The sequence below is a fragment of the Amycolatopsis oliviviridis genome, from assembly GCF_014654365.1.
Classification (GTDB): Bacteria; Actinomycetota; Actinomycetes; order Mycobacteriales; family Pseudonocardiaceae; genus Amycolatopsis; species Amycolatopsis oliviviridis.
Window position 1 is genome coordinate 144,352 of the sequence record NZ_BNAY01000009.1, and the last position, 18,055, is coordinate 162,406.

The 18,055-nt window shown below is 70.7% G+C and carries 22 protein-coding genes; 16 read left to right on the forward strand and 6 right to left on the reverse strand.

The window, feature by feature from the left end:
* The first annotated feature begins 57 nt into the window (after positions 1-57).
* Positions 58-369, forward strand: a complete 312-nt coding sequence (locus tag IE302_RS32875; protein WP_005153325.1) for a hypothetical protein — start codon at positions 58-60, stop codon at positions 367-369.
* 18 nt (positions 370-387) lie between these two features.
* Here IE302_RS32875 and IE302_RS32880 read toward each other — a convergent pair whose 3' ends face one another.
* Both IE302_RS32880 and IE302_RS32885 read right to left on the reverse strand, forming a co-directional pair.
* On the reverse strand, positions 388-1,512 hold the full coding sequence (locus IE302_RS32880; protein WP_191258343.1) for a glycerate kinase: 1,125 nt from the start codon (positions 1,510-1,512) through the stop codon (positions 388-390).
* Complete coding sequence (locus IE302_RS32885; RefSeq protein ID WP_191258344.1) at positions 1,509-2,474, reverse strand: 2-hydroxyacid dehydrogenase; 966 nt, start codon at positions 2,472-2,474, stop codon at positions 1,509-1,511. The genes IE302_RS32880 and IE302_RS32885 overlap by 4 nt, the downstream gene beginning before the upstream one ends.
* A gap of 159 nt (positions 2,475-2,633) precedes the next feature.
* On the opposite strand from IE302_RS32885, the gene IE302_RS32890 reads away from it, so the two are divergent.
* Positions 2,634-3,161, forward strand: a complete 528-nt coding sequence (locus IE302_RS32890) for a hypothetical protein (protein ID WP_191258345.1) — start codon at positions 2,634-2,636, stop codon at positions 3,159-3,161.
* A gap of 75 nt (positions 3,162-3,236) precedes the next feature.
* Here the strand turns inward: IE302_RS32890 and IE302_RS32895 are convergent, their stop codons facing one another.
* Positions 3,237-3,815, reverse strand: coding sequence for a TetR/AcrR family transcriptional regulator (locus tag IE302_RS32895; protein WP_191258346.1), 579 nt, complete (start codon positions 3,813-3,815; stop codon positions 3,237-3,239).
* Positions 3,816-3,931: 116 nt separating this feature from the next.
* Here IE302_RS32895 and IE302_RS32900 point away from each other — a divergent pair, with 116 nt between their 5' ends.
* The 10 genes from IE302_RS32900 to IE302_RS32945 are packed head-to-tail and all read left to right on the forward strand — an operon-like array spanning position 3,932 to position 11,433.
* On the forward strand, positions 3,932-4,741 hold the full coding sequence (locus IE302_RS32900) for a CoA transferase subunit A (protein ID WP_191258347.1): 810 nt from the start codon (positions 3,932-3,934) through the stop codon (positions 4,739-4,741).
* Positions 4,738-5,493, forward strand: coding sequence for a CoA-transferase subunit beta (locus IE302_RS32905; RefSeq protein ID WP_191258348.1), 756 nt, complete (start codon positions 4,738-4,740; stop codon positions 5,491-5,493). The genes IE302_RS32900 and IE302_RS32905 overlap by 4 nt, the downstream gene beginning before the upstream one ends.
* Positions 5,490-6,665 carry a thiolase family protein gene (locus IE302_RS32910; protein ID WP_191258349.1) on the forward strand — a complete coding sequence of 392 codons (1,176 nt, stop codon included), beginning with the start codon at positions 5,490-5,492 and terminating at the stop codon, positions 6,663-6,665. The genes IE302_RS32905 and IE302_RS32910 overlap by 4 nt, the downstream gene beginning before the upstream one ends.
* Before the next feature lie 30 nt (positions 6,666-6,695).
* Positions 6,696-7,430, forward strand: a complete 735-nt coding sequence (gene pcaH, locus IE302_RS32915) for a protocatechuate 3,4-dioxygenase subunit beta (RefSeq protein WP_191258350.1) — start codon at positions 6,696-6,698, stop codon at positions 7,428-7,430.
* Positions 7,430-7,978 carry a protocatechuate 3,4-dioxygenase subunit alpha gene (gene pcaG, locus IE302_RS32920; protein ID WP_191258351.1) on the forward strand — a complete coding sequence of 183 codons (549 nt, stop codon included), beginning with the start codon at positions 7,430-7,432 and terminating at the stop codon, positions 7,976-7,978. Before pcaH ends, pcaG begins: the two co-directional genes overlap by 1 nt.
* Positions 7,971-8,750, forward strand: a complete 780-nt coding sequence (gene pcaD, locus IE302_RS32925; protein ID WP_191258352.1) for a 3-oxoadipate enol-lactonase — start codon at positions 7,971-7,973, stop codon at positions 8,748-8,750. The genes pcaG and pcaD overlap by 8 nt, the downstream gene beginning before the upstream one ends.
* A complete protein-coding gene (gene pcaC, locus IE302_RS32930; protein ID WP_191258353.1) occupies positions 8,747-9,151 on the forward strand; it encodes a 4-carboxymuconolactone decarboxylase in 405 nt (134 codons plus the stop codon). Before pcaD ends, pcaC begins: the two co-directional genes overlap by 4 nt.
* A 9-nt stretch (positions 9,152-9,160) precedes the next feature.
* Positions 9,161-9,967: an IclR family transcriptional regulator domain-containing protein gene (locus tag IE302_RS32935; RefSeq protein ID WP_191258354.1), complete on the forward strand. Its 807-nt coding sequence runs from the start codon at positions 9,161-9,163 to the stop codon at positions 9,965-9,967.
* Entirely contained in the window at positions 9,960-10,529 is a 570-nt protein-coding gene (locus tag IE302_RS32940) for a nucleotidyltransferase family protein (RefSeq protein WP_191258355.1), read from the forward strand. The genes IE302_RS32935 and IE302_RS32940 overlap by 8 nt, the downstream gene beginning before the upstream one ends.
* 31 nt (positions 10,530-10,560) lie before the next feature.
* On the forward strand, positions 10,561-11,433 hold the full coding sequence (locus IE302_RS32945) for an AAA family ATPase (RefSeq protein WP_191258356.1): 873 nt from the start codon (positions 10,561-10,563) through the stop codon (positions 11,431-11,433).
* 13 nt (positions 11,434-11,446) lie between these two features.
* Here the strand turns inward: IE302_RS32945 and IE302_RS32950 are convergent, their stop codons facing one another.
* Positions 11,447-12,466 (reverse strand): aldo/keto reductase, encoded by a 1,020-nt coding sequence (locus IE302_RS32950; protein WP_191258576.1) that lies wholly within the window; start codon positions 12,464-12,466, stop codon positions 11,447-11,449.
* A gap of 111 nt (positions 12,467-12,577) precedes the next feature.
* On the opposite strand from IE302_RS32950, the gene IE302_RS32955 reads away from it, so the two are divergent.
* A complete protein-coding gene (locus IE302_RS32955; RefSeq protein ID WP_191258357.1) occupies positions 12,578-13,144 on the forward strand; it encodes a TetR/AcrR family transcriptional regulator in 567 nt (188 codons plus the stop codon).
* Here the strand turns inward: IE302_RS32955 and IE302_RS32960 are convergent.
* A complete protein-coding gene (locus tag IE302_RS32960) occupies positions 13,141-14,175 on the reverse strand; it encodes a nucleoside hydrolase (protein WP_191258358.1) in 1,035 nt (344 codons plus the stop codon). The genes IE302_RS32955 and IE302_RS32960 overlap by 4 nt on opposite strands.
* Positions 14,176-14,288: 113 nt before the next feature.
* On the opposite strand from IE302_RS32960, the gene IE302_RS32965 reads away from it, so the two are divergent.
* Both IE302_RS32965 and IE302_RS32970 read left to right on the forward strand, forming a co-directional pair.
* Positions 14,289-15,392, forward strand: coding sequence for a vWA domain-containing protein (locus IE302_RS32965; RefSeq protein ID WP_191258359.1), 1,104 nt, complete (start codon positions 14,289-14,291; stop codon positions 15,390-15,392).
* Positions 15,385-16,497 (forward strand): XdhC family protein, encoded by a 1,113-nt coding sequence (locus IE302_RS32970; protein WP_191258360.1) that lies wholly within the window; start codon positions 15,385-15,387, stop codon positions 16,495-16,497. The genes IE302_RS32965 and IE302_RS32970 overlap by 8 nt, the downstream gene beginning before the upstream one ends.
* Here IE302_RS32970 and IE302_RS32975 read toward each other — a convergent pair.
* Positions 16,475-16,954 carry an Lrp/AsnC family transcriptional regulator gene (locus IE302_RS32975; protein WP_191258361.1) on the reverse strand — a complete coding sequence of 160 codons (480 nt, stop codon included), beginning with the start codon at positions 16,952-16,954 and terminating at the stop codon, positions 16,475-16,477. The two genes, IE302_RS32970 and IE302_RS32975, sit on opposite strands and share 23 nt — an antisense overlap.
* 70 nt (positions 16,955-17,024) lie before the next feature.
* On the opposite strand from IE302_RS32975, the gene IE302_RS32980 reads away from it, so the two are divergent.
* Positions 17,025-17,951, forward strand: a complete 927-nt coding sequence (locus IE302_RS32980) for a threonine ammonia-lyase (protein WP_229908076.1) — start codon at positions 17,025-17,027, stop codon at positions 17,949-17,951.
* Positions 17,952-18,055 lie beyond the last annotated feature (104 nt).

Sequence of the window (18,055 nt, forward strand, 5' to 3'; positions counted from 1 at the left end):
CCGCGACCCCCTAGCGTGGTCGGTCAAGTGCAAGACCGCGACGAAGGAAGGGCAGAGATGCTTACAGTCACCGAAGCCGCCGCCGAGGCGATCACCGCACTGACCGGGCAGGAGAATGGGCAGGACGGAGGCGGGCTGCGGTTCGCGATGCATTCCCAGCAGGGCGACAGTCCCCAGCTCGCGGTTTCCGTCGCCCCCGAACCGGAAAGCGGCGACAAGGTCCTCGGCGCCGACGGCGGCCCGAAGGTGTTCCTGGAGCCCGAAGCGGCCGCGTTGCTCGACGACAAGGTGCTCGACGTCCAGCAGGACGAGACCGGTGAAGTCGCCTTCGCCGTACTCCCGCAGGCTCAGCCTCAGCCTGGCAGCTGAGCCCGGCGGGTTCAGGCTTTAAGTCCGGGCCCAGGCACGGACCAGCTCGCCGGCCCGTTCGCGCAAGAGCTTCGCCGCGTGCGCACGCGCGTGGTCGAGCGAAGGCGCGTGGTCGATGAGGGCGGCGCTGCCCACGACCCCGAGGCCGGCGAGCTGGCTCTCGTCCAGCTGGATCCGTCCGGCCAGCACCATCAGCGGGACCGCGTGTTCCTGAGCGCGCGCTGCGATGCCCGCCGGAGCCTTGCCGTCGAGACTCTGTTCGTCCAGTGAGCCCTCGCCGGTGATGACGAGGTCGGCGCGTTCGATCGCGCCGGCGACCCCGGTGAGCCCGGCGATGAGCTGGAAACCGGATTCGACCGTCGCGCCGAGCCCGGCGATCGCGCCCGCGGCGACCCCGCCGCCCGCTCCCGCCCCGGGAAGGTCGGACACGTCGGGGGTCCCGGCGTTGCGCAGCGCCTGCGCCCAGCGAGACAGGGATTCGTCCAGCTGCTCGACCTCGCGCGGGCCCGCTCCCTTCTGCGGGCCGAAGATCGCGGCCGCGCCGCGGGATCCGAGCAGCGGGTTGGTCACGTCGGTGGCGACGGCGACCTCGACGGAACCGAGTCTCTCGCGCACCGGGCCGAGTTCGGCCGAAGCGACGCGGCCGAGGGTGCCGCCGCCGAGCCCGACCGGCGCGCCGAACGCGTCGAACACCCCGGCGCCCAGTGCCGCGAGCATCCCGGCGCCGCCGTCGGTGCTCGCGGTTCCGCCGACGGTCAGCACCAGCCGTCGCGCGCCGTTGTCGAGCGCGTGCGCGAGGAGTTCCCCAACGCCCCAGGTGTGCGCGGCGAGCGCCACCTCCGGGCTCGGCTCGACGAACTCGATCCCGCACGCGCGGGCCGACTCGATGTAGGCCGTTCCTTCCAGCAGCACGTAGCTCGCGTCGACGGAGTCGTCGAGCGGGCCGCGGACCGGGAGTTCCACGAGCCGCCCGCCCGCCGCGACGAGGACGTCGAGCGTTCCCTCGCCGCCGTCGGCGACCGGGCAGGAGGAGACCTCGGCTTCGGGCAGCGCGTCGCGGACACCGTGGGCGATCGCCTCCGCGGCTTCGACCGCGGTCAGGCTTCCCTTGAACTTGTCGGGCGCGATGACCACACGAGTCATGGACGAACCTCCGTCAGCGGGTTTCCGCCGGTGAGTACCGACGCGACGTTCTCGGCCGCGAGCACGGCCATGGCAGTACGGGTTTCGACCGTCGCCGATCCGAGATGCGGCGTCAAGACGACGTTTTCGCGATCCAGGAGACGCGGCTCGACCTCGGGCTCGGCTTCGAACACGTCGAGGCCCGCGCCGGCGATCTCCCCGGCTTCGAGCGCGTCCGCCAGCGCCGCCTCGTGGACGACGGGGCCGCGTGTGGTGTTGATCAGGTACGCGCCCGGTTTCATCGACCGCAGCGCGTCCGCGTCGATGAGATGCCTGGTCTCCGGGGTGAGGGGGCAGTGCAGGGAAACGACGTCGGAGTTCGCCAGCAGCTCTTCGAAGGGCACGTACTCGGCGCCCAAGGCCTTCTCGACGTCTTCGGCGGCCCGGGATCGTCCCGAGTAGACGATCCGCATGCCGAAACCGAGTGCCCGCCGCGCGACCGCCTGCCCGATCTGGCCGAGGCCGACGATCCCGAGCGTCTTGTCCTGTACCGAGGAGCCGAGCAGGAAACCCAGGTGGAACGACCACGGGGTCCGCGAGCGGAGCAGCCGTTCGCCCTCGCCGAGCCGTCGCGTGACCGCGAGGATCAGCCCGAACGCCAGATCCGCGGTGGCGTCGGTGAGCACACCGGGGGTGTTGGTGACGGTGATCCCGCGTCCGGCCAGCGCCGCGACGTCGAGGTTGTCGTAGCCGACGGCCACGTTCGCCACGACCTTCAGCCGCGGTCCCGCGGCGTCGGCGACCGCGCCGTCGATCCGGTCCTGCAGCATGCCGACGATCGCGGACGCGCCCCGGACGAACTCGCGCAGCTCGTCCGGCGTCAGCGGCCGGTCGGCGCGCGACACTTTCACCTCCCCGGCTTCGGCGAGCACTTTCAGCGCTTCGTCGGGGATCCAGCGGGTCACCGCGATCGTCGAGGTCACCGCCTCAGCCTAGTGTGCCGCGATTGGTATCCCAAACCTGAGAAATCCCCGTTGTGAGGGAGGTGCTTCCCCTGCGCGGGGGAGTCGTCACCCTCGGGCGTCCCGGGATCGTCGTGAGTGCGGAAAAGCTCCGCGAGCAGGGGATTCCAGGGGTGGGAAATGAAGCGATCACGAGAACTCGCGGCCGTCGGTGCCGCGGTGGTGCTCGCCACGACGCTCGTCGCGGCGGGCCCGGCTTCGGGTGCGGAAGAGGGCAAGGGGAAGCCGGCCGAGCCGAGCCTCGTCGGCAGCGCCAAGATGCTGCGCGAGGACAGCCAGGACGTCCGGTTCGCCTTCGACGCGCACGGACTCTTCCCGGAGAGCAGGGGCACCTTCCGGGTGAGCCACGCGGGCGGGGGATTCTCGGCCTACTTCCGGGGCCGGGTCGACTGCCTGGTCGTCGGCGGCCCGGTCGCCGTGGTCACCGGGATCGTCGAGGACACGAACGTCCCGGAGCTCAAGGACCGCCGGGTCGGGATGACGGTGTACGACAACGGCAAGCGCGACAGGCTCGGCTACGGCTGGGGTCCCGATCCCGATCGCAGGCTGGTCGTGCCGCCGTGCCTGAGCAGCGCGACCTTCGAGCGGGTCGAGACCGGGGACTTCAAGGCCGTCGAATGGTTCCCGCCCGGCAGCGGGATCAGCTGAGCGGGGCCCTGCGAGGCCGCGGCGACGTGGGGACCGGCGGGGCGAGCGAGTGGAGGTCGCCGGAAAGGCGGTCGCCTAGCGGGGGCGCGCGGACAGGACCGCGGCGAACGCCGCGCGCACCTGCTCGGCCACGGCGTCGTCCGACTGCGCCGGGAGCTTTCCGTCGAGATGCAGGTACGCCAGTCCGTGGGCCAGTGCCCAGCCCGCCGAGGCGAGCGCCTCCGAGGCGGTCTCGGGGAACACCCGCGTCATCGCCAGCCGCACGACATCGTGGATCTCCGCCGCCGCTCGGACGCGCTCCTCGCTCCCGGTGTCGCAGGCGTTCCCGAACATCAGCCGGAACAGCGCCGGGCGGCGCAGGGCGAACCCGACGTAGGCGACCGCGAGTTCGGCCAGGTCCTCCGCGGACTCCGGGAGTTCGCGCCCTTGCGCGAGGTCGGCCTTCAGGTCGCGCAGCCCCTGTGCGGCCAGGGCCGACTCCAGGGCGTCGCGGTCGGCGAAGTGCCGGTACGGCGCGGTCGCCGAGACGCCCGCCTCGCGGGCGACGGCGCGCAGGGAGAACTGCTCGCCCGCTTCGAGCATCCGCATCGCCGTCGTCAGCAGGGACGCCCTCAGGTCGCCGTGGTGGTAGCCGCTCTTCGTCGATGCCGACACCGCGCATGCTCCTTTTCCCGCTCATGTGAGCGACGTAAACATACCGCGCCGGGATCTCCTGTGCTATGTTCATATGAAGAACACGTGTGCGCGATACGAACATTCCGGGAGTGTGGATGGCGGAGTTGCTGTCGTTGAAGGAGGCCGTGGCGCGGCTGGTGCGCGACGGGGACACCGTCGCGCTCGAGGGCTTCACGCACCTCATTCCCGTCGCCGCCGGCCACGAGATCATCCGTCAGCGCCGCACCGGCCTGACGCTGGTCCGCATGACCCCCGACATCGTCTACGACCAGCTCATCGGCGCGGGTTGCGCGAGCAAGCTGATCTTCTCGTGGGGCGGCAATCCCGGTGTCGGCTCGCTGCACCGCTTCCGTGACGCGGTCCAGCATTCTTGGCCGGTACCGCTGGAAATAGAGGAGCACAGCCACGCGGGCATGGCGAATCGGTACGTCGCCGGTGCCTCGGGGCTGCCGTTCGCCGTCCTGCGCGGGTACACCGGCACCGATCTGCCCGCGCACACGGACACGATCAAGCCCATCACCTGCCCGTTCACCGGTGAGCGGCTCGCCGCCGTGCCCGCGCTCAACCCGGACGTGACGATCGTGCACGCCCAGCGCGCCGACCGGTCCGGCAACATCCAGCTCCAGGGCATCACGGGTGTGCAGAAAGAGGCGGTGCTGGCGGCGAAGCGGTCACTGGTCACCGTCGAAGAGGTCGTGGACGAACTGGAGCCCAGGCCGGGCGCGATCGTGCTGCCCTCGTGGGCGGTCACCGCGGTCGCCGAGGTTCCCGGCGGCGCGAAGCCGTCGTACGCGGCGGGGTACTACGAACGGGACAACGACGCCTACCAGGCATGGGACGCGATCGGCCGGGACAGGGAGAGCTTCACCCGCTGGCTCGACGAGCTGACGGGAGTGAAGGCATGACCGAGTACACCTCCGACGAGATGATGAGCGTCGCCGCCGCTCGCGCGCTCGGCGACGGGATGTCCTGTTTCGTGGGCATCGGCCTGCCCAGCACGGCCGCCAACCTGGCCCGCCGCGGGCACGCCCCGAACCTCACGCTGATCTACGAATCCGGCTGCCTCGGCGCCAAACCGACCCGGCTCCCGCTGTCCATCGGCGACGGCGAACTCGCCGACACCGCGGACGCCGTGGTCAGCGTCCCCGAGGTCTTCAACTACTGGCTCCAGCCCGGCCGGATCGACGTCGGCTTCCTCGGCGCCGCCCAGCTGGACAGGTTCGGCAACATCAACACCACCGTGATCGGCCCGGACTACGCCAATCCCAAGGTGCGCCTCCCCGGGGCGGGCGGCGCGCCGGAGATCGCCGCGTCCTGCCGCGAGGTGTTCGTGGTGCTGCGGCAGAGCACCCGCACGTTCGTCGAGAAGGTCGACTTCGTGACCTCGTTCGGGCACGGCACCGGCAAGGGCGATCGCGAACGGCTCGGTCTCCCCGGCGCCGGGCCGACGCTGGTGGTCACCGACCTCGGCCTGATGCGGCCCGACCCCGAAACCGCCGAGCTCACGCTCACCGAGGTACACCCCGGGGTCGACGTCGATCAGGTCGTCGCGGCGACCGGGTGGAAACTGAAGGTGGCGGGCGACCTGGTAACCACCCCGGCGCCGACCGAGGCAGAACTCCGCATCCTCCGAGACCTCAAAAGGGCGAGCGCATGACCGACGTCTTCCTGTTCGACGCCATCCGTACCCCGTTCGGCAAGTACGGCGGTGCGCTGTCCGGGGTCCGCCCCGACGACCTCGCCGCCACCGTGCTGCGGGCACTGGCCGAGCGCAACGACCTCGACCCGGCGACCGTGGACGAGGTCGTGCTCGGTGACGCCAACGGCGCGGGCGAGGACAACCGGAACGTCGCGCGGATGGCGGCGCTGCTGGCGGGCTGGCCGACGACCGTGCCCGGTGCCACGGTCAACCGGCTGTGCGGCTCCGGCCTCGACGCCGTCATGCAGGCGAGCCGGTCGGTCCAGGTCGGCGACGCCTCGCTCGCCGTCGCGGGCGGGGTCGAGTCGATGAGCCGCTCGCCGCTGGTCATGCAGAAGCCGGAGAAGGCCTTCCCGGCGGGCAACCAGACCCTGTACTCCACCGCGCTGGGCTGGCGCATGGTCAACCCGGCGATGCCCGAGCAGTGGACGGTCTCGCTCGGCGAGTCCACCGAACTGCTCGCCGAGCGCTACGGCATCGGCCGCGACGAGCAGGACGCGTTCGCCGTCCGCAGTCACGTCAACGCCGCCCGCGCCTGGGACGAAGGGTTCTACGACGATCACGTCGTTCCCGTGGAGGGCGTCGAACTCAAGCGTGACGAAGGCATCCGGCCGGACTCCAGCCCGGAAAAGCTCGCGAAGCTCAAGCCGGTCTTCCGTCCACAAGGGACGGTCACGGCCGCGAACGCGTCGCCGCTCAACGACGGCGCTTCCGCGTTGCTGCTCGGCGACGAGGCGGCCGGGAAACGGCTCGGCAAGGCGCCCTTGGCCCGGATCGCCGGCCGCGGCGCGGCGGGTGTCGACCCCGACGTCTTCGGCATCGGCCCGGTGCGCGCGGCCGAGATCGCCCTGGAGCGGGCCGGGATCGGCTGGGAGGACCTGGCGGCGGTCGAACTGAACGAGGCCTTCGCCGCGCAGTCGCTGGCCTGCCTGCGCGACTGGGCGAAACTCGACCCCGCGATCGTCAACGTGAACGGCGGCGCGATCGCGATCGGGCATCCGCTGGGCGCTTCCGGCGGCCGGATCCTCGGCACCCTGGCCCACCACCTGCGCCGCACCGGCGGCCGCTGGGGACTGGCCGCGATCTGCATCGGCGTCGGCCAGGGGCTGGCCGTCGTCCTCGAAGCCTGAGCTCACCGACCCGCGCCCGGAGGAGGCAGTATGTCCGCACCCGCAGAACTGAGGCTCCCGCGCTACCGGCGCGATCCGGAGGGCACGCATCCGCCGCTCGACTACGCCGGTTACCGGTCGACGGCGCTGCGGCACCCCAAGGAACCGCTGATCGTGCTCCCGCATCTGCTGACCGAGGTCACCGGGCCCGCACTGGGGCCGGGGCGGATCGGCGAGTTCGACAACGACCTCACGAAGGGGCACGAGGGGGAGCCGCAAGGGCAGCGGATCATCGTCACCGGACGCCTGCTCGACGGTGACGGGCGGCCGATCCGGGATTCGCTCGTGGAGATCTGGCAGGCGAACGCGGGCGGCCGCTACCGGCACACCGGGGACCGCTGGCCGTCGCCGATCGACCCCAACTTCGACGGCGCGGGCCGGACCCTGACCGACGGCGAAGGGCGCTACACCTTCACCACCGTCAAACCGGGCGCGTACCCGTGGAAGAACCACGACAACGCCTGGCGGCCGGCGCACATCCACTTCTCCGTCTTCGGCAGCGCGTTCACCCAGCGGCTGGTCACCCAGATGTACTTCCCGGAAGACCCGCTGTTCTCGCAGGACCCGATCTTCAACTCCATCCCGGACGAGAAGGCGCGGCAGCGGATGATCGCGCGGTTCGACCTGGACCGCACCGAAGCCGAATGGGCGCTGGCCTTCCAGTTCGACATCGTCGTGCGCGGCCGCGAGGCGTCGGTCTTCGAAGACGAGGAGGACGAGCACTGATGCCGGAGACGACGCCTTCCCAGACCGTCGGCCCGTACCTGTCCATCGGCCTGCCCTGGCCGGACGGGCCGGACGTCGTCCCCGCGGGCGAACCGGCCGCGATCCGGATCCACGGCCGGGTCCTCGACGGCGCGGGCGACCCGGTCCCGGACGCGATGATCGAGACCTGGCAGGCCGACGCCGACGGCCGGTTCGACCACCCCGACGACCCGCGCGGAGCCGTCGCGAGCGGGTTCCGGGGCTTCGGCCGCTGCCCGACCGACCCGGGCGGGAACTACGAGATCCGGACGGTCATGCCCGGCTCGCTGCCCGGTCCGGCGGGCAGCACGCAGGCGCCGCACATCGACGTCTCGGTGCTCGCCCGCGGCCTCCTGCATCGCGTCGTCACCCGGATCTACTTCGAGGACAACGACAATTCCGAGGACCCGGTGCTGGCCTCGGTCCCAGAAGCCCGCCGGGGCACCTTGATCGCCACCAGGACGGACGAGGGCTACCGGTTCGACGTCCGGCTGCAGGGCGAGGGCGAGACGGTGTTCTTCGATGTCTGACCAGGTGAAGGTGTACAGCGTCGCGGAAGGGCCCGCGGACGGCCCGGTCGTGGTACTCAGCGGATCGCTCGGCAGCGATCACCGAATGTGGGAACCGCAGGTGAAGCCCTTGGTGGAAAAGGGTTTCCGGGTCATCCGGTACGACACCCGCGGGCACGGCGCGTCCCCGGTGCCGCCAGGGCCGTACACGCTCGAAGATCTCGGCCGCGACCTGCTCGCGCTGCTCGACGAACACGGCGTCGAACGCGCCCACGTCGTCGGGCTTTCGCTCGGCGGCATGACCGGGATGTGGCTCGGCGTGAACGCGCCGGACCGGATCGGGAGTCTCGTGCTGTGCTGCACGTCCGCGAAGCTCGGGCCGCCGGGTATGTGGGCGGACAGGGCGAAGACGGTCCGCGAGAACGGCACCGGATCGGTCGCCGAGGCCGGGGTCGGCCGCTGGGTGACCGCCGGATACGCCACCGCCTACCCCGAGCGGGCCGGGTACCTGCGCGAGATGATCGCGAACGTCCCCGCCGAGGGCTACGCGTCGTCGTGTCAGGCCATCGAACGGATGGACCTCGTCGGCGAACTGCCCAAGATCGCGGCGCGGACCCTGGTCATCGCCGGGGCCGAGGATCCGGCCACCCCGGTCGAGCACGCCGAGGTGATCGTGGGCGGCATCCCGGACGCGCGGCTCGAGGTCGTCGAAGGCGCCGCGCACCTCGGGAGTTTCGAACAGCCGGAGCGGTTCACCGCGCTGATCCTCGAACACCTGGAGGTGGCCCGATGAGCAAAGACCTTTACGAGACAGGCATGCGAGTGCGCCGCGAAGTCCTCGGCGACGCGCACGTCGATCGGGCGGTGGCCCGCACCACCGAGTTCAGCCGTCCGTTCCAGGACTACATCACCCGGGGCGCGTGGGGTTCGGTCTGGTCGCGCGACGGGCTCGACCGCAAGACCCGCAGCTGTGTCACGCTGGCCGCGCTCACCGCGCTGTACGCCCACGACGAGCTCGCGATGCACGTCCGGGCCGCCGTCCACAATGGACTCACCGCCGAAGAGATCTCCGAGGTCCTGCTGCACACCGCCGTCTACACCGGCGCCCCGGCCGCCAACGCGGCGTTCGCCGTCGCGCAGCGGGTACTGGCCGAACTCGGTGAGCCTGCCGCCAAGGAGGAGGGTGACGGTTAGGGTTCTCCTATGGACGAAGGCGAGGTGACCGAGCGCGGAGCGCACCATGTCCAGTCGCTGGAGCGCGGGCTGGCCGTGATCAAGGCGTTCAACGCGGACGCGGCGGAACTCACGCTGAGCGACGTCGCCCGTTCCACCGGGCTGACCAGGGCGGCGGCCCGCCGGTTCCTGCTCACCCTCGTCGACCTCGGGTACGTGCGCACGGACGGCAAGTACTTCTCGCTCACCGCGCGGGTCCTCGAACTCGGCTACTCGTACCTGTCGAGCCTGTCGCTGCCGGAGGTCGCCCAGCCGCATCTCGAACGGCTGTCCGCCGACGTGCACGAGTCGAGTTCGGTCTCGGTGCTCGAAGGCCTGGACATCGTCTACGTCGCCCGCGTGGCCGTTTCGCGGATCATGACCGTCAGCATCAACGTCGGCACCCGCTTCCCGGCCCACGCGACGTCGATGGGACATGTGCTGCTGGCCGACCTCGAAGGCGAAGACCTGCACGGCTACTTCGACGCGGCCAAGCTCGAAAAACTGACCGCGCGCACGCTGACCAGGCAAAAGGACCTGATCGCCGAGCTGGAAAAGGTCTACCGGCAGGGTTACGCGATGGTCGACCAGGAACTCGAAGAGGGTCTCCGTTCGATCGCCGCGCCGATCCGGGACCGGCGCGGCAAGGTCGTGGCCGCGGTGAACCTCTCCACCCACGCCAGCCGGACGACGCCCGAGTCGGTCGAGCACGAACTGCTGCCGTCGCTGCTCGAGACGGCCCGCGCCATCGAGGCCGATCTGGCTTCGGCGCCACCGACCAGAGCCAGCCATGGCTGAGGTCGCAGGGCTGCTGCTCGCGGCCGGGGCCGGGCGCCGGTTCGGCGGGCCGAAGGCGCTGGCAGTCCTCGACGGCGAGCCGTTCGTCGTCCGGGCCCTGCGGGTGCTCGCCGACGCCGGCTGCGCGCCGGTCCGGGTGGTGCTGGGCGCTTCGGCAGGCGAAGTCCGCGCGTTGCTGCCCGAACCCGGGTCCGCGATCGTGGCCGAAGACTGGGAATCCGGCATGGGCGCGTCCCTGCGCGCGGGACTGAAGGCCTTGGAAGCGACCGGCGCCGAAGCCACCGTCGTGCACCTCGTGGACCTGCCCGGGGTCGGTACCGAAGTGGTGCGCCGGGTCGCGGCCGGGGCGGGCGAGAACACCGTCGCGCGCGCCGCGTACGACGGCGTCCCCGGTCATCCGGTGGTGCTCGGCCGCCGCTGGTGGCCGGAGATCGTGGCGGGCGCGTCCGGGGACAAGGGCGCGCGGGACTGGCTCAAAGGCCGTCCGGATCTGCGGCTCGTCGAATGCGATGACCTCGGCACCGGACACGATGTGGACCGCCGCGAGGATCTTCCAGGCTGATCTCCCGCTCCCCGAGGCTTACGATCGGGGCGTGACCGTCGAATCGCCGGAGAAGCTGGCCGAAGCCCTCGAATCGGTCGGCTACCTCGCCGACGACGGCATCGCCACGGCGGGATTCCTCGCGCTGCGGCTCGGCCGCCCGCTGTTCTGCGAGGGCGAACCGGGCACCGGTAAGACCTCGCTCGCGCTCGGACTGGCCGAAGCGCTCGGCCTGCCGCTCATCCGGCTTCAATGCCACGAGGGGATCGACGCGGCGCAGGCACTGTACGAATGGGACTTCCCCCGTCAGTTGCTGCATCTGCGGACGCTCGAAGCGGCCGGCGGGGGCGGCCTCGACGTCGAGGCCGCCGAACAGTCCCTCTACACCGAACGGTTCCTGCTCTCCCGGCCGCTGCTCAAGGCGTTGCAGACGGCGCCGTGTGTGCTGCTGGTCGACGAGATCGACCGTGCCGACGACGAGTTCGAAGCCTTCCTGCTGCAACTCCTCGACGAGAACGCGGTGACCATCCCCGAGTTCGGCGAGGTGCGCGCCGAACACCCGCCGCTCGTGGTGCTCACCTCCAACCGGACGCGGGAAGTGCACGACGCGCTGAAGCGCCGCTGCCTCTATCACTGGCTGGAGCATCCGGACCTCGGCCGTGAGATCGAGATCCTGCGCCGCAAGATCCCGGACCTGGGCGAAAGGCTCGCGGCACAGGTCGCGGCCGCGGTGCACCGGCTCCGTGAGATGGAGTTGCTGAAACCGCCCGGGGTGGCGGAATCCCTCGACTGGGCTCAGGCGCTCCTCGCGCTGGGGATGTCCGAACTGGACGCCGCGGCCGGCGCGCGAACGCTCGGTTCGGTGCTCAAGTACAGCGAGGACCTCGACCGGGTCCGCGCCAAATTGGACAAACTGCTCGCCTGACGATCCCTGGAGATCAGCGGCGCCGCAACGACGCGTCGAGCAGCGCGGGCGGCGTGTCGTGCTTCTCCTCCGGGGCGAGATCCGTGCCCGGGGCGACGATCCCGTCGATCGCGTCCAGGACGTCCGCCGAGAGCACCGTGTCCGCGGCGGCGAGCTGCGACTCCAGATGCGCCAGTGTGCGCGGGCCGATGATCGCGCTCGTCACGCCCGGATGCGCGACGACGAAGCCCAGCGCGAGCTGGATCAGGCTCAGCCCGGCCTGATCGGCGACCTTGGCCAGCCGCTCGACGGCTTCCAGCCGGGCCCGGTTGCCCGGCCGGGTCAGGTCGAAACGCTGCGGAAGGACCGCGGAACGATTCGTGCTGATCTCGCGGCCTTCCCGGATCGCGCCGGACAGCCAGCCGGACGCCAGCGGGCTCCACGCCAGCACGCCCATCCCGTACTCCTCGGTCACCGGCAGCACATGCGTTTCGATACCGCGCTGCAGGATCGAGTAGCCGGGCTGTTCGGTGACGTACCGGCTCAGGTGGTGTTCGCGGGCGGCCCACTGGGCCTGCACGATCCGGTACGCGGGGAAGGTCGACGAGCCGAAGTAGCGGATCTTCCCCGCACGCTGCAGATCGGTCAGCGCCGAGAGGGTCTCCTCGTCGCCGGTCTTCGGGTCCCAGCGGTGGATCTGGTAGAGATCGACGTGGTCGACGCCGAGACGGCGCAGGCTGTCGTCAAGTTCGGTGACCAGCCACCGGCGCGACGCGCCCTGGTGGTTGCGCTCGTCGCTCATCGGCAGGGCGGCCTTCGTGGCCAGCACGATGTCGTCGCGGCGCCCCGCGATGGCCTTGCCGACCATCTTCTCCGAGTCGCCGGCGCTGTACATGTCGGCGGTGTCGATGACGTTGATCCCGCCCGCCAGGGCGGCGTCGACGATGGCGGTGGCCTCGTCCTGGGTGGTGCGCCCGATCGCGCCGAAGTTCATCGCGCCGAGCGCGAGGGTGCTGACCTGCACACCGGTCCTGCCCAAGGTGCGGTACTGCATGACGGTGTCCTCCATGGCAAGATAAGCAAGCGGAACATTGCTCCGCTAACGATACGGAGCACTGTTCCGCTTGGCAACCCCGGTGGCGGGCGCGGTGACGAAGGAGCGGCGATGAGCGAAGAAGGCACCAAAGGCAAACGCGCGGACGCCCGGCGCAACGAGAAGACCCTGCTCGACGCGGCCGCCGCCGTCTTCGTCACCTCGGGTGTCGAGGCACCGGTCCGCGACATCGCGGCCAAGGCGGGCGTCGGGATGGGCACGATCTACCGGCATTTCCCGACCAGGGCCGACCTCATCATCGCCGTCTACCGGCACCAGGTCGACGCTTGCGCCGAAGCCGGGCCGGAACTGCTGGAGTCGAGCGATTCCCCGTACGAGGCGCTACGGCGCTGGATCGACCTCTTCGTCGATTTCCTGGTCACCAAACACGGCCTGGCCGCGGTCCTCCAATCGGACAACGCCGGGTTCGAGACGCTGCACACCTACTTCCTCGACACCCTCTTGCCGGTGTGCGCCCGGCTGCTCGGCGCCGCGGCGAAGGCCGGTGAGATCCGCTCCGACCTGGAGGCGCTCGAAGTCATGCGCGGTGTCGGGAACCTCTGCATCGGCGCGGAAACCGATCCCCGCTACAACGCGCGCAAGATGGTCGAGGTTCTCATCGCGGGCCTGAAACCCTAGCCGTTCAACATCTTCAGGAACCCGTTCTCCCACCTCACGGGATCCGCGTCGTAGCCGACGTACTGCGAAGTCCCCTTCGGCGTCACGTAAGTACGGCCCGCCGCGGCGCCGTCCTGCCGTACGTCGACCTTCGCCCGCCGCAGCTTCACCGGGCTCACGGCGTCGAGCACCTCGGACGACGCGAGCGTGTCCCACCAGAACGCCGACCCGTCCTGGACGTACGGCGCGAGATCGGGCTGGGTCACGATCGCGTGCACCAGTTTCGCTTCCGCCGTCCGGCCTTCCCGGCCCAGGCGCTCCACATAGGACGGTGTGATGGGGACGTCGTCGGTGGCGTCCAACGGGACGATGTCGACGCGCCGGAGCCCGGCGAGGACCTTGTCTGCCGAGGCCGGGTCGAGCCACATGTTGACCTCTTGGGTGCCGTCGAACTTGGCCGCGTCGGGCCCGAACACGTTGCCCGGGACGTCGAACGCGCCGCCCATCACCGCGAGCCGCGAAATCCGGTGCGCCACACCGGGAACGTCCATCGCCTTCGCGACGTTCGTGAGCGGTCCGGTCGCGATCACGACGACCGGCCGGTCGGACTTGAGCACCGTCGCCGCGAGCAGCGTCGACGCCCGGACGTGCGACGGGCGGTCCGGCACGCCCGCGTCACCGAGCGCGCCGTTGAGGATGCTTTCGGTCCAGGCGCGGCCGTCGGCGGGCATCGGGTTCACGCCGGTGTCGGAACCGTCGGCGACCGGGATGCCGGAGAGACCGCATTTCCCGAGCGCCGTCCGCACATGGGTCAGCGCGCGCCCGGGGATGCCGGCGCCGTTGTTGGTGACGGTGACCGCCCGCAGGTCGATGCGGCGCTGTTTGTGCGCCTGGCACAGATACGCGAGCGTCGCGATGTCGGCGAAATCGGAGTCGCCGTCGTAGACGACCGGGACAGGCGAAGCGGCGGGGGCCGCCGAAGCGGCGGGTGCGACCGCCGCGCCGAGGACACCGGCGAGCAGGACGGACAGCACGGCACGGGACGAGAACATGGCGTCACCGTAGCGAGGATTCCCGTCGCTAACCTCGCATTTCGTCCTCTGAACGCGGTGCTTGCGTGTGCAAGTACCGCATCCAGAGGACGAAACGCGGGCACAATGGGGGAGTGAGCGATCCACTGGCGGGGTTCGCCGGCTTCGCGGAGGCCTTGCGCGAAGCCGGTTTGCCGTGCGACGCGCACCGAGTCCAGGCGTACCTCGCGGCCGTGGGCGAGGTCGATCTCGCCGATCCCGAGCAGCTCTACTGGGCCGGACGGCTGACACTCTGTGCCGACCCCGACGACCTCCCGCGTTACGACGCCGCGTTCGACAGCTGGTTCGCCGAAAAGAAGGCCGGACCACGACGGCGAGGGCGGCAGACACCGCCGAAGCGCGCGAAAATCGCCTCGCTCGCGCAAGCACCGAGCCAGGGCGAGTCCGGCGCGGAGCCCGATCAGCTCCGCGTGGCGGCGAGCGAGGACGAACTCCTGCGGCACCGCGATCTCGCGGAACTGAGCGTCGCCGAACGCGCTCACCTGCGGGAACTGCTCGCGAAACTCCGTCCGGCCCTGCCGCCGCGGTCGTCGCCGCGTCGCCGAGCCGCCCGGCGGGGCACCCTCGACCCGTCGCGCACGCTCCGGGCGATGCTGGCGGGCGGGGGTGAGCCCGTGCGCCTGGCCTACCGGCGCAAAGGCACCAAACCCCGGCGCCTCGTGCTCCTGATCGACGTCTCCGGCTCGATGGCGCCGTACGCCGACGCCTTGCTGCGGTTCGCGCACGTCGTCGCGAGGCGCGCCCCGGGCCGCGTCGAGGTGTTCACGCTGGGTACCCGGCTCACCAGGGTCTCCCGTCAGCTCCGGCTGCGCGATCCCGAGCACGCGATGCTCGCCGCGGCCGCCGCGGTGCCCGATTTCGCGGGCGGGACCCGGCTCGGCGAGACCCTGCGGGCCTTCCTCGACCGCTGGGGACAACGCGGCGTGGCCAGGCGATCCGTGGTCACCGTGTTCTCCGACGGCTGGGAACGGGGCGACCCCGGACTGCTCGGCGAGCAGCTCGCCAGGCTGCGACGGCTCGCGCACGTCGTATTCTGGGTGAATCCGCACGCGGGGCGGGCAGGTTACGCTCCCGTGCAGTCCGGCATCGTGGCCGCGCTCCCGTATCTCGATCGGCTGCTCGCCGGACACAGCATGGCCACATTGGAACGACTGCTGGTGGAGATCGCCGATGCGTGACGTACTGGACGAACTGCACCGCCGCTGGGCGGCAGGCGAGACGGTGGGGGTCGGCACGGTGGTGGCGACGTTCTCGTCGGCGCCGCGGAGCCCCGGCGCGGCGATGCTCGTCGCCCCGGACGGCACGGTCACCGGCAGCGTGTCCGGCGGCTGCGTCGAGGGCGCCGTCTACGAACTCGCGCAGCAGGTGGTCGCCGATCGCGCGCCGGTGCTGCAGCGCTACGGGGTGTCCGACGACGACGCGTTCGCGGTCGGGCTGACCTGCGGCGGGATCATCGACATCTACGTCCAGCACATCGACCGCGACTCGATGCCGGAACTCGGGGACGTCGTCGAATCCGTCCACAGTGGACAGCCGGTCGCCGTGGTCACGGTGATCGAGCACGAACAGGACGGCCTGGTCGGCGAGCATCTGATCGTCTGGCCGGACCGGGTCGCCGGTTCGCTCGGCTCGTCGCGGATGGACGACGCCGTCGTCGACGACGCGCGCGGCATGCTCGTCGCCGGCCGCACCGGAACGCTCCACTACGGACCGGACGGGCAGCGCCGCGGCGAGGGCATGACGGTCTTCGTCAACTCCTTCGAACCGCCCGCGCGCCTGCTGGTCTTCGGCGCGATCGACTTCGCGGCCGCGATGGCGAAGATGGGCGGGTACCTCGGCTACCAGGTGACGGTCTGCGACGCGCGGCCCGTGTTCGCGACGAAGAGCCGTTTCCCGGACGCGCACGAGGTCGTCGTCGACTGGCCGCACCGCTACCTCAAGGCCGAGGCCGACGCCGGCCGGATCGACGGCCGGACCGCGATCGCCGTGCTCACCCACGACCCCAAGTTCGACGTGCCGCTGCTGGAGGTCGCGTTGCGCCTCGACGTCGGCTACGTCGGCGCGATGGGTTCGCGTAAGACCCACGACGACCGGTTCTCGCGGCTGCGCGAGGCCGGGGTCACCGAGGCGGAACTCGAACGGCTGTCCTCGCCGATCGGTCTCGATCTCGGCGCGCGGACGCCGGAGGAGACCGCGGTGTCGATCGCGGCGGAGATCATCGCGCTGCGGTGGAGCGGTTCGGGGTCGCGGCTGGCCGAACTCACCGGCCGGATCCACGGCTGACACCGGGCACCGGCACGGCCTGGCTGGACTTGACCACCTCGAAGGCGGGCAGGGTCTCGAACCGTTTGACGTGCTCGGCGAACAGCTTCCGGGACAGGTACCGGCTCGCCTTGAGATCCGCGGTGAGCAGGACGACGACGTAGTCCCACTGCCCGACGATGCTGTAGCAGTGCTGGACGCGGGGTTCGGCCAGCATGCGCTCGCGGAACGCCTTGTGGCTCTTCTCGTCGTCGTCGGTCAGCGCGACCAGGATGACCGACGTCATCGCGGCGCTCAGCGCCTCCGGATCGAGCACGGCGACCTGGGCGCGGATCACGCCCGCGGCGCGCAGCCGGGTCAGCCGCCGCTGGACCGCGCTCGGGGAAAGCCCGACGGCGTCACCCAGGTCGTGCAGCGGGCGGGCGGCGTCGACCTGGACCAGGTCGAGCAAAAGGTGGTCGATCTCGTCCAAGGTCACGCAAGAATCTTGCACGCGGACGGGAAAATTTACAATCGGCATGATCGTCTTCCGGCCTAGCTTGGGTGTCATGACCGACATCGACCTGCAGCTGGACCACGTCGCCGAGGCGGCGAAGGTGATCGATCCCCTTTTCCTGAATTCCCCGCAGTACGAGGACGGACAGCTGAACGAACGACTGGGACGTCGTGTGCTGGTGAAGGTCGAGACGCTGAACCCGTTGCGCAGCTTCAAAGGCCGCGGCGTGGACTACTACGCCGCCGGGCTGGAGCCGGGCACCACGCTGGTCTGCGGGACCAGCGGCAACTTCGGGCAGGCCGTCGCGTTCGCCGCCCGGAAGCGCGGTCTGCGGGCCGAAGTGTTCGTCCCCGCCGACATCTCCCCGGTCAAACTGCGGAGGATGAAGGCGCTGGGCGCGCGGGTGCGCCGCGTCGACGGCGAGGCGAAAGACGCCGCTGCAGCCTTCGCCGACGAAGCCCCAGACCGCGTCTTCGTCGTCGACGGCCGGGAGCCCGCGATCTCCGAGGGGGCGGGCACGATCGGCCTGGAATTGGCGAGGGAAAGCGGGATCGACACGGTCGTGCTCCCGGTCGGCGACGGCGCACTGATCGCCGGTGTGGCGCTCTGGCTCAAGGCCCATTCGCCGGACGTCCGGATCGTCGGCGTCGGGACTGAGTCGGCGCAGGCGATGGCGAAGAGCTGGCGGGCAGGCGAGCCGGTCACCGTCGATCGGAGCAGTTCGTTCGCCGCGGGTATCACGATCAGGGCCCCGGAGCCGGAATCCGTGCGGCGGCTGCGGTCGCTGGTCGACGACTTCGTGCTGGTCCGCGACGACGATCTCCGCGCGGCCATGCGCCTGGGCGCGGAAACTCTCGGCGTCCTCCCGGAACCCGCGGGTGCCGCCGGCCTGGCCGCGCTGACCGTGCACGATCTCCCGGGGGACCGGGTCGCCACGGTGATCACGGGGGCGAACGCGGATCGGCCGAGTTGGTCGTGAGTGGTAAGTGCCGTTAGAACGACACTTGCCACTCACGACCACCTGTACCGAATGGACACCGGGGCTTCCTCCGCACCTGCGCCATTTTCCTTTTCCTAACAACG

Bases quoted from the DNA above. Each gene is read 5' to 3' on its own strand.
- IE302_RS32950 (WP_191258576.1), bottom strand. From the start codon at position 12,466: ATGCAGTACCGCACCTTGGGCAGGACCGGTGTGCAGGTCAGCACCCTC.
- IE302_RS32940 (WP_191258355.1), top strand. From the start codon at position 9,960: ATGGCTGAGGTCGCAGGGCTGCTGCTCGCGGCCGGGGCCGGGCGCCGG.
- IE302_RS32900 (WP_191258347.1), top strand. From the start codon at position 3,932: ATGGCGGAGTTGCTGTCGTTGAAGGAGGCCGTGGCGCGGCTGGTGCGC.
- IE302_RS32980 (WP_229908076.1), top strand. From the start codon at position 17,025: ATGACCGACATCGACCTGCAGCTGGACCACGTCGCCGAGGCGGCGAAG.
- IE302_RS32875 (WP_005153325.1), top strand. From the start codon at position 58: ATGCTTACAGTCACCGAAGCCGCCGCCGAGGCGATCACCGCACTGACC.
- IE302_RS32880 (WP_191258343.1), bottom strand. From the start codon at position 1,512: ATGACTCGTGTGGTCATCGCGCCCGACAAGTTCAAGGGAAGCCTGACC.
- IE302_RS32905 (WP_191258348.1), top strand. From the start codon at position 4,738: ATGACCGAGTACACCTCCGACGAGATGATGAGCGTCGCCGCCGCTCGC.
- IE302_RS32910 (WP_191258349.1), top strand. From the start codon at position 5,490: ATGACCGACGTCTTCCTGTTCGACGCCATCCGTACCCCGTTCGGCAAG.
- IE302_RS32890 (WP_191258345.1), top strand. From the start codon at position 2,634: ATGAAGCGATCACGAGAACTCGCGGCCGTCGGTGCCGCGGTGGTGCTC.
- IE302_RS32935 (WP_191258354.1), top strand. From the start codon at position 9,161: ATGGACGAAGGCGAGGTGACCGAGCGCGGAGCGCACCATGTCCAGTCG.
- IE302_RS32970 (WP_191258360.1), top strand. From the start codon at position 15,385: ATGCGTGACGTACTGGACGAACTGCACCGCCGCTGGGCGGCAGGCGAG.
- pcaD (WP_191258352.1), top strand. From the start codon at position 7,971: ATGTCTGACCAGGTGAAGGTGTACAGCGTCGCGGAAGGGCCCGCGGAC.
- IE302_RS32955 (WP_191258357.1), top strand. From the start codon at position 12,578: ATGAGCGAAGAAGGCACCAAAGGCAAACGCGCGGACGCCCGGCGCAAC.
- pcaH (WP_191258350.1), top strand. From the start codon at position 6,696: ATGTCCGCACCCGCAGAACTGAGGCTCCCGCGCTACCGGCGCGATCCG.
- IE302_RS32960 (WP_191258358.1), bottom strand. From the start codon at position 14,175: ATGTTCTCGTCCCGTGCCGTGCTGTCCGTCCTGCTCGCCGGTGTCCTC.
- pcaC (WP_191258353.1), top strand. From the start codon at position 8,747: ATGAGCAAAGACCTTTACGAGACAGGCATGCGAGTGCGCCGCGAAGTC.
- pcaG (WP_191258351.1), top strand. From the start codon at position 7,430: ATGCCGGAGACGACGCCTTCCCAGACCGTCGGCCCGTACCTGTCCATC.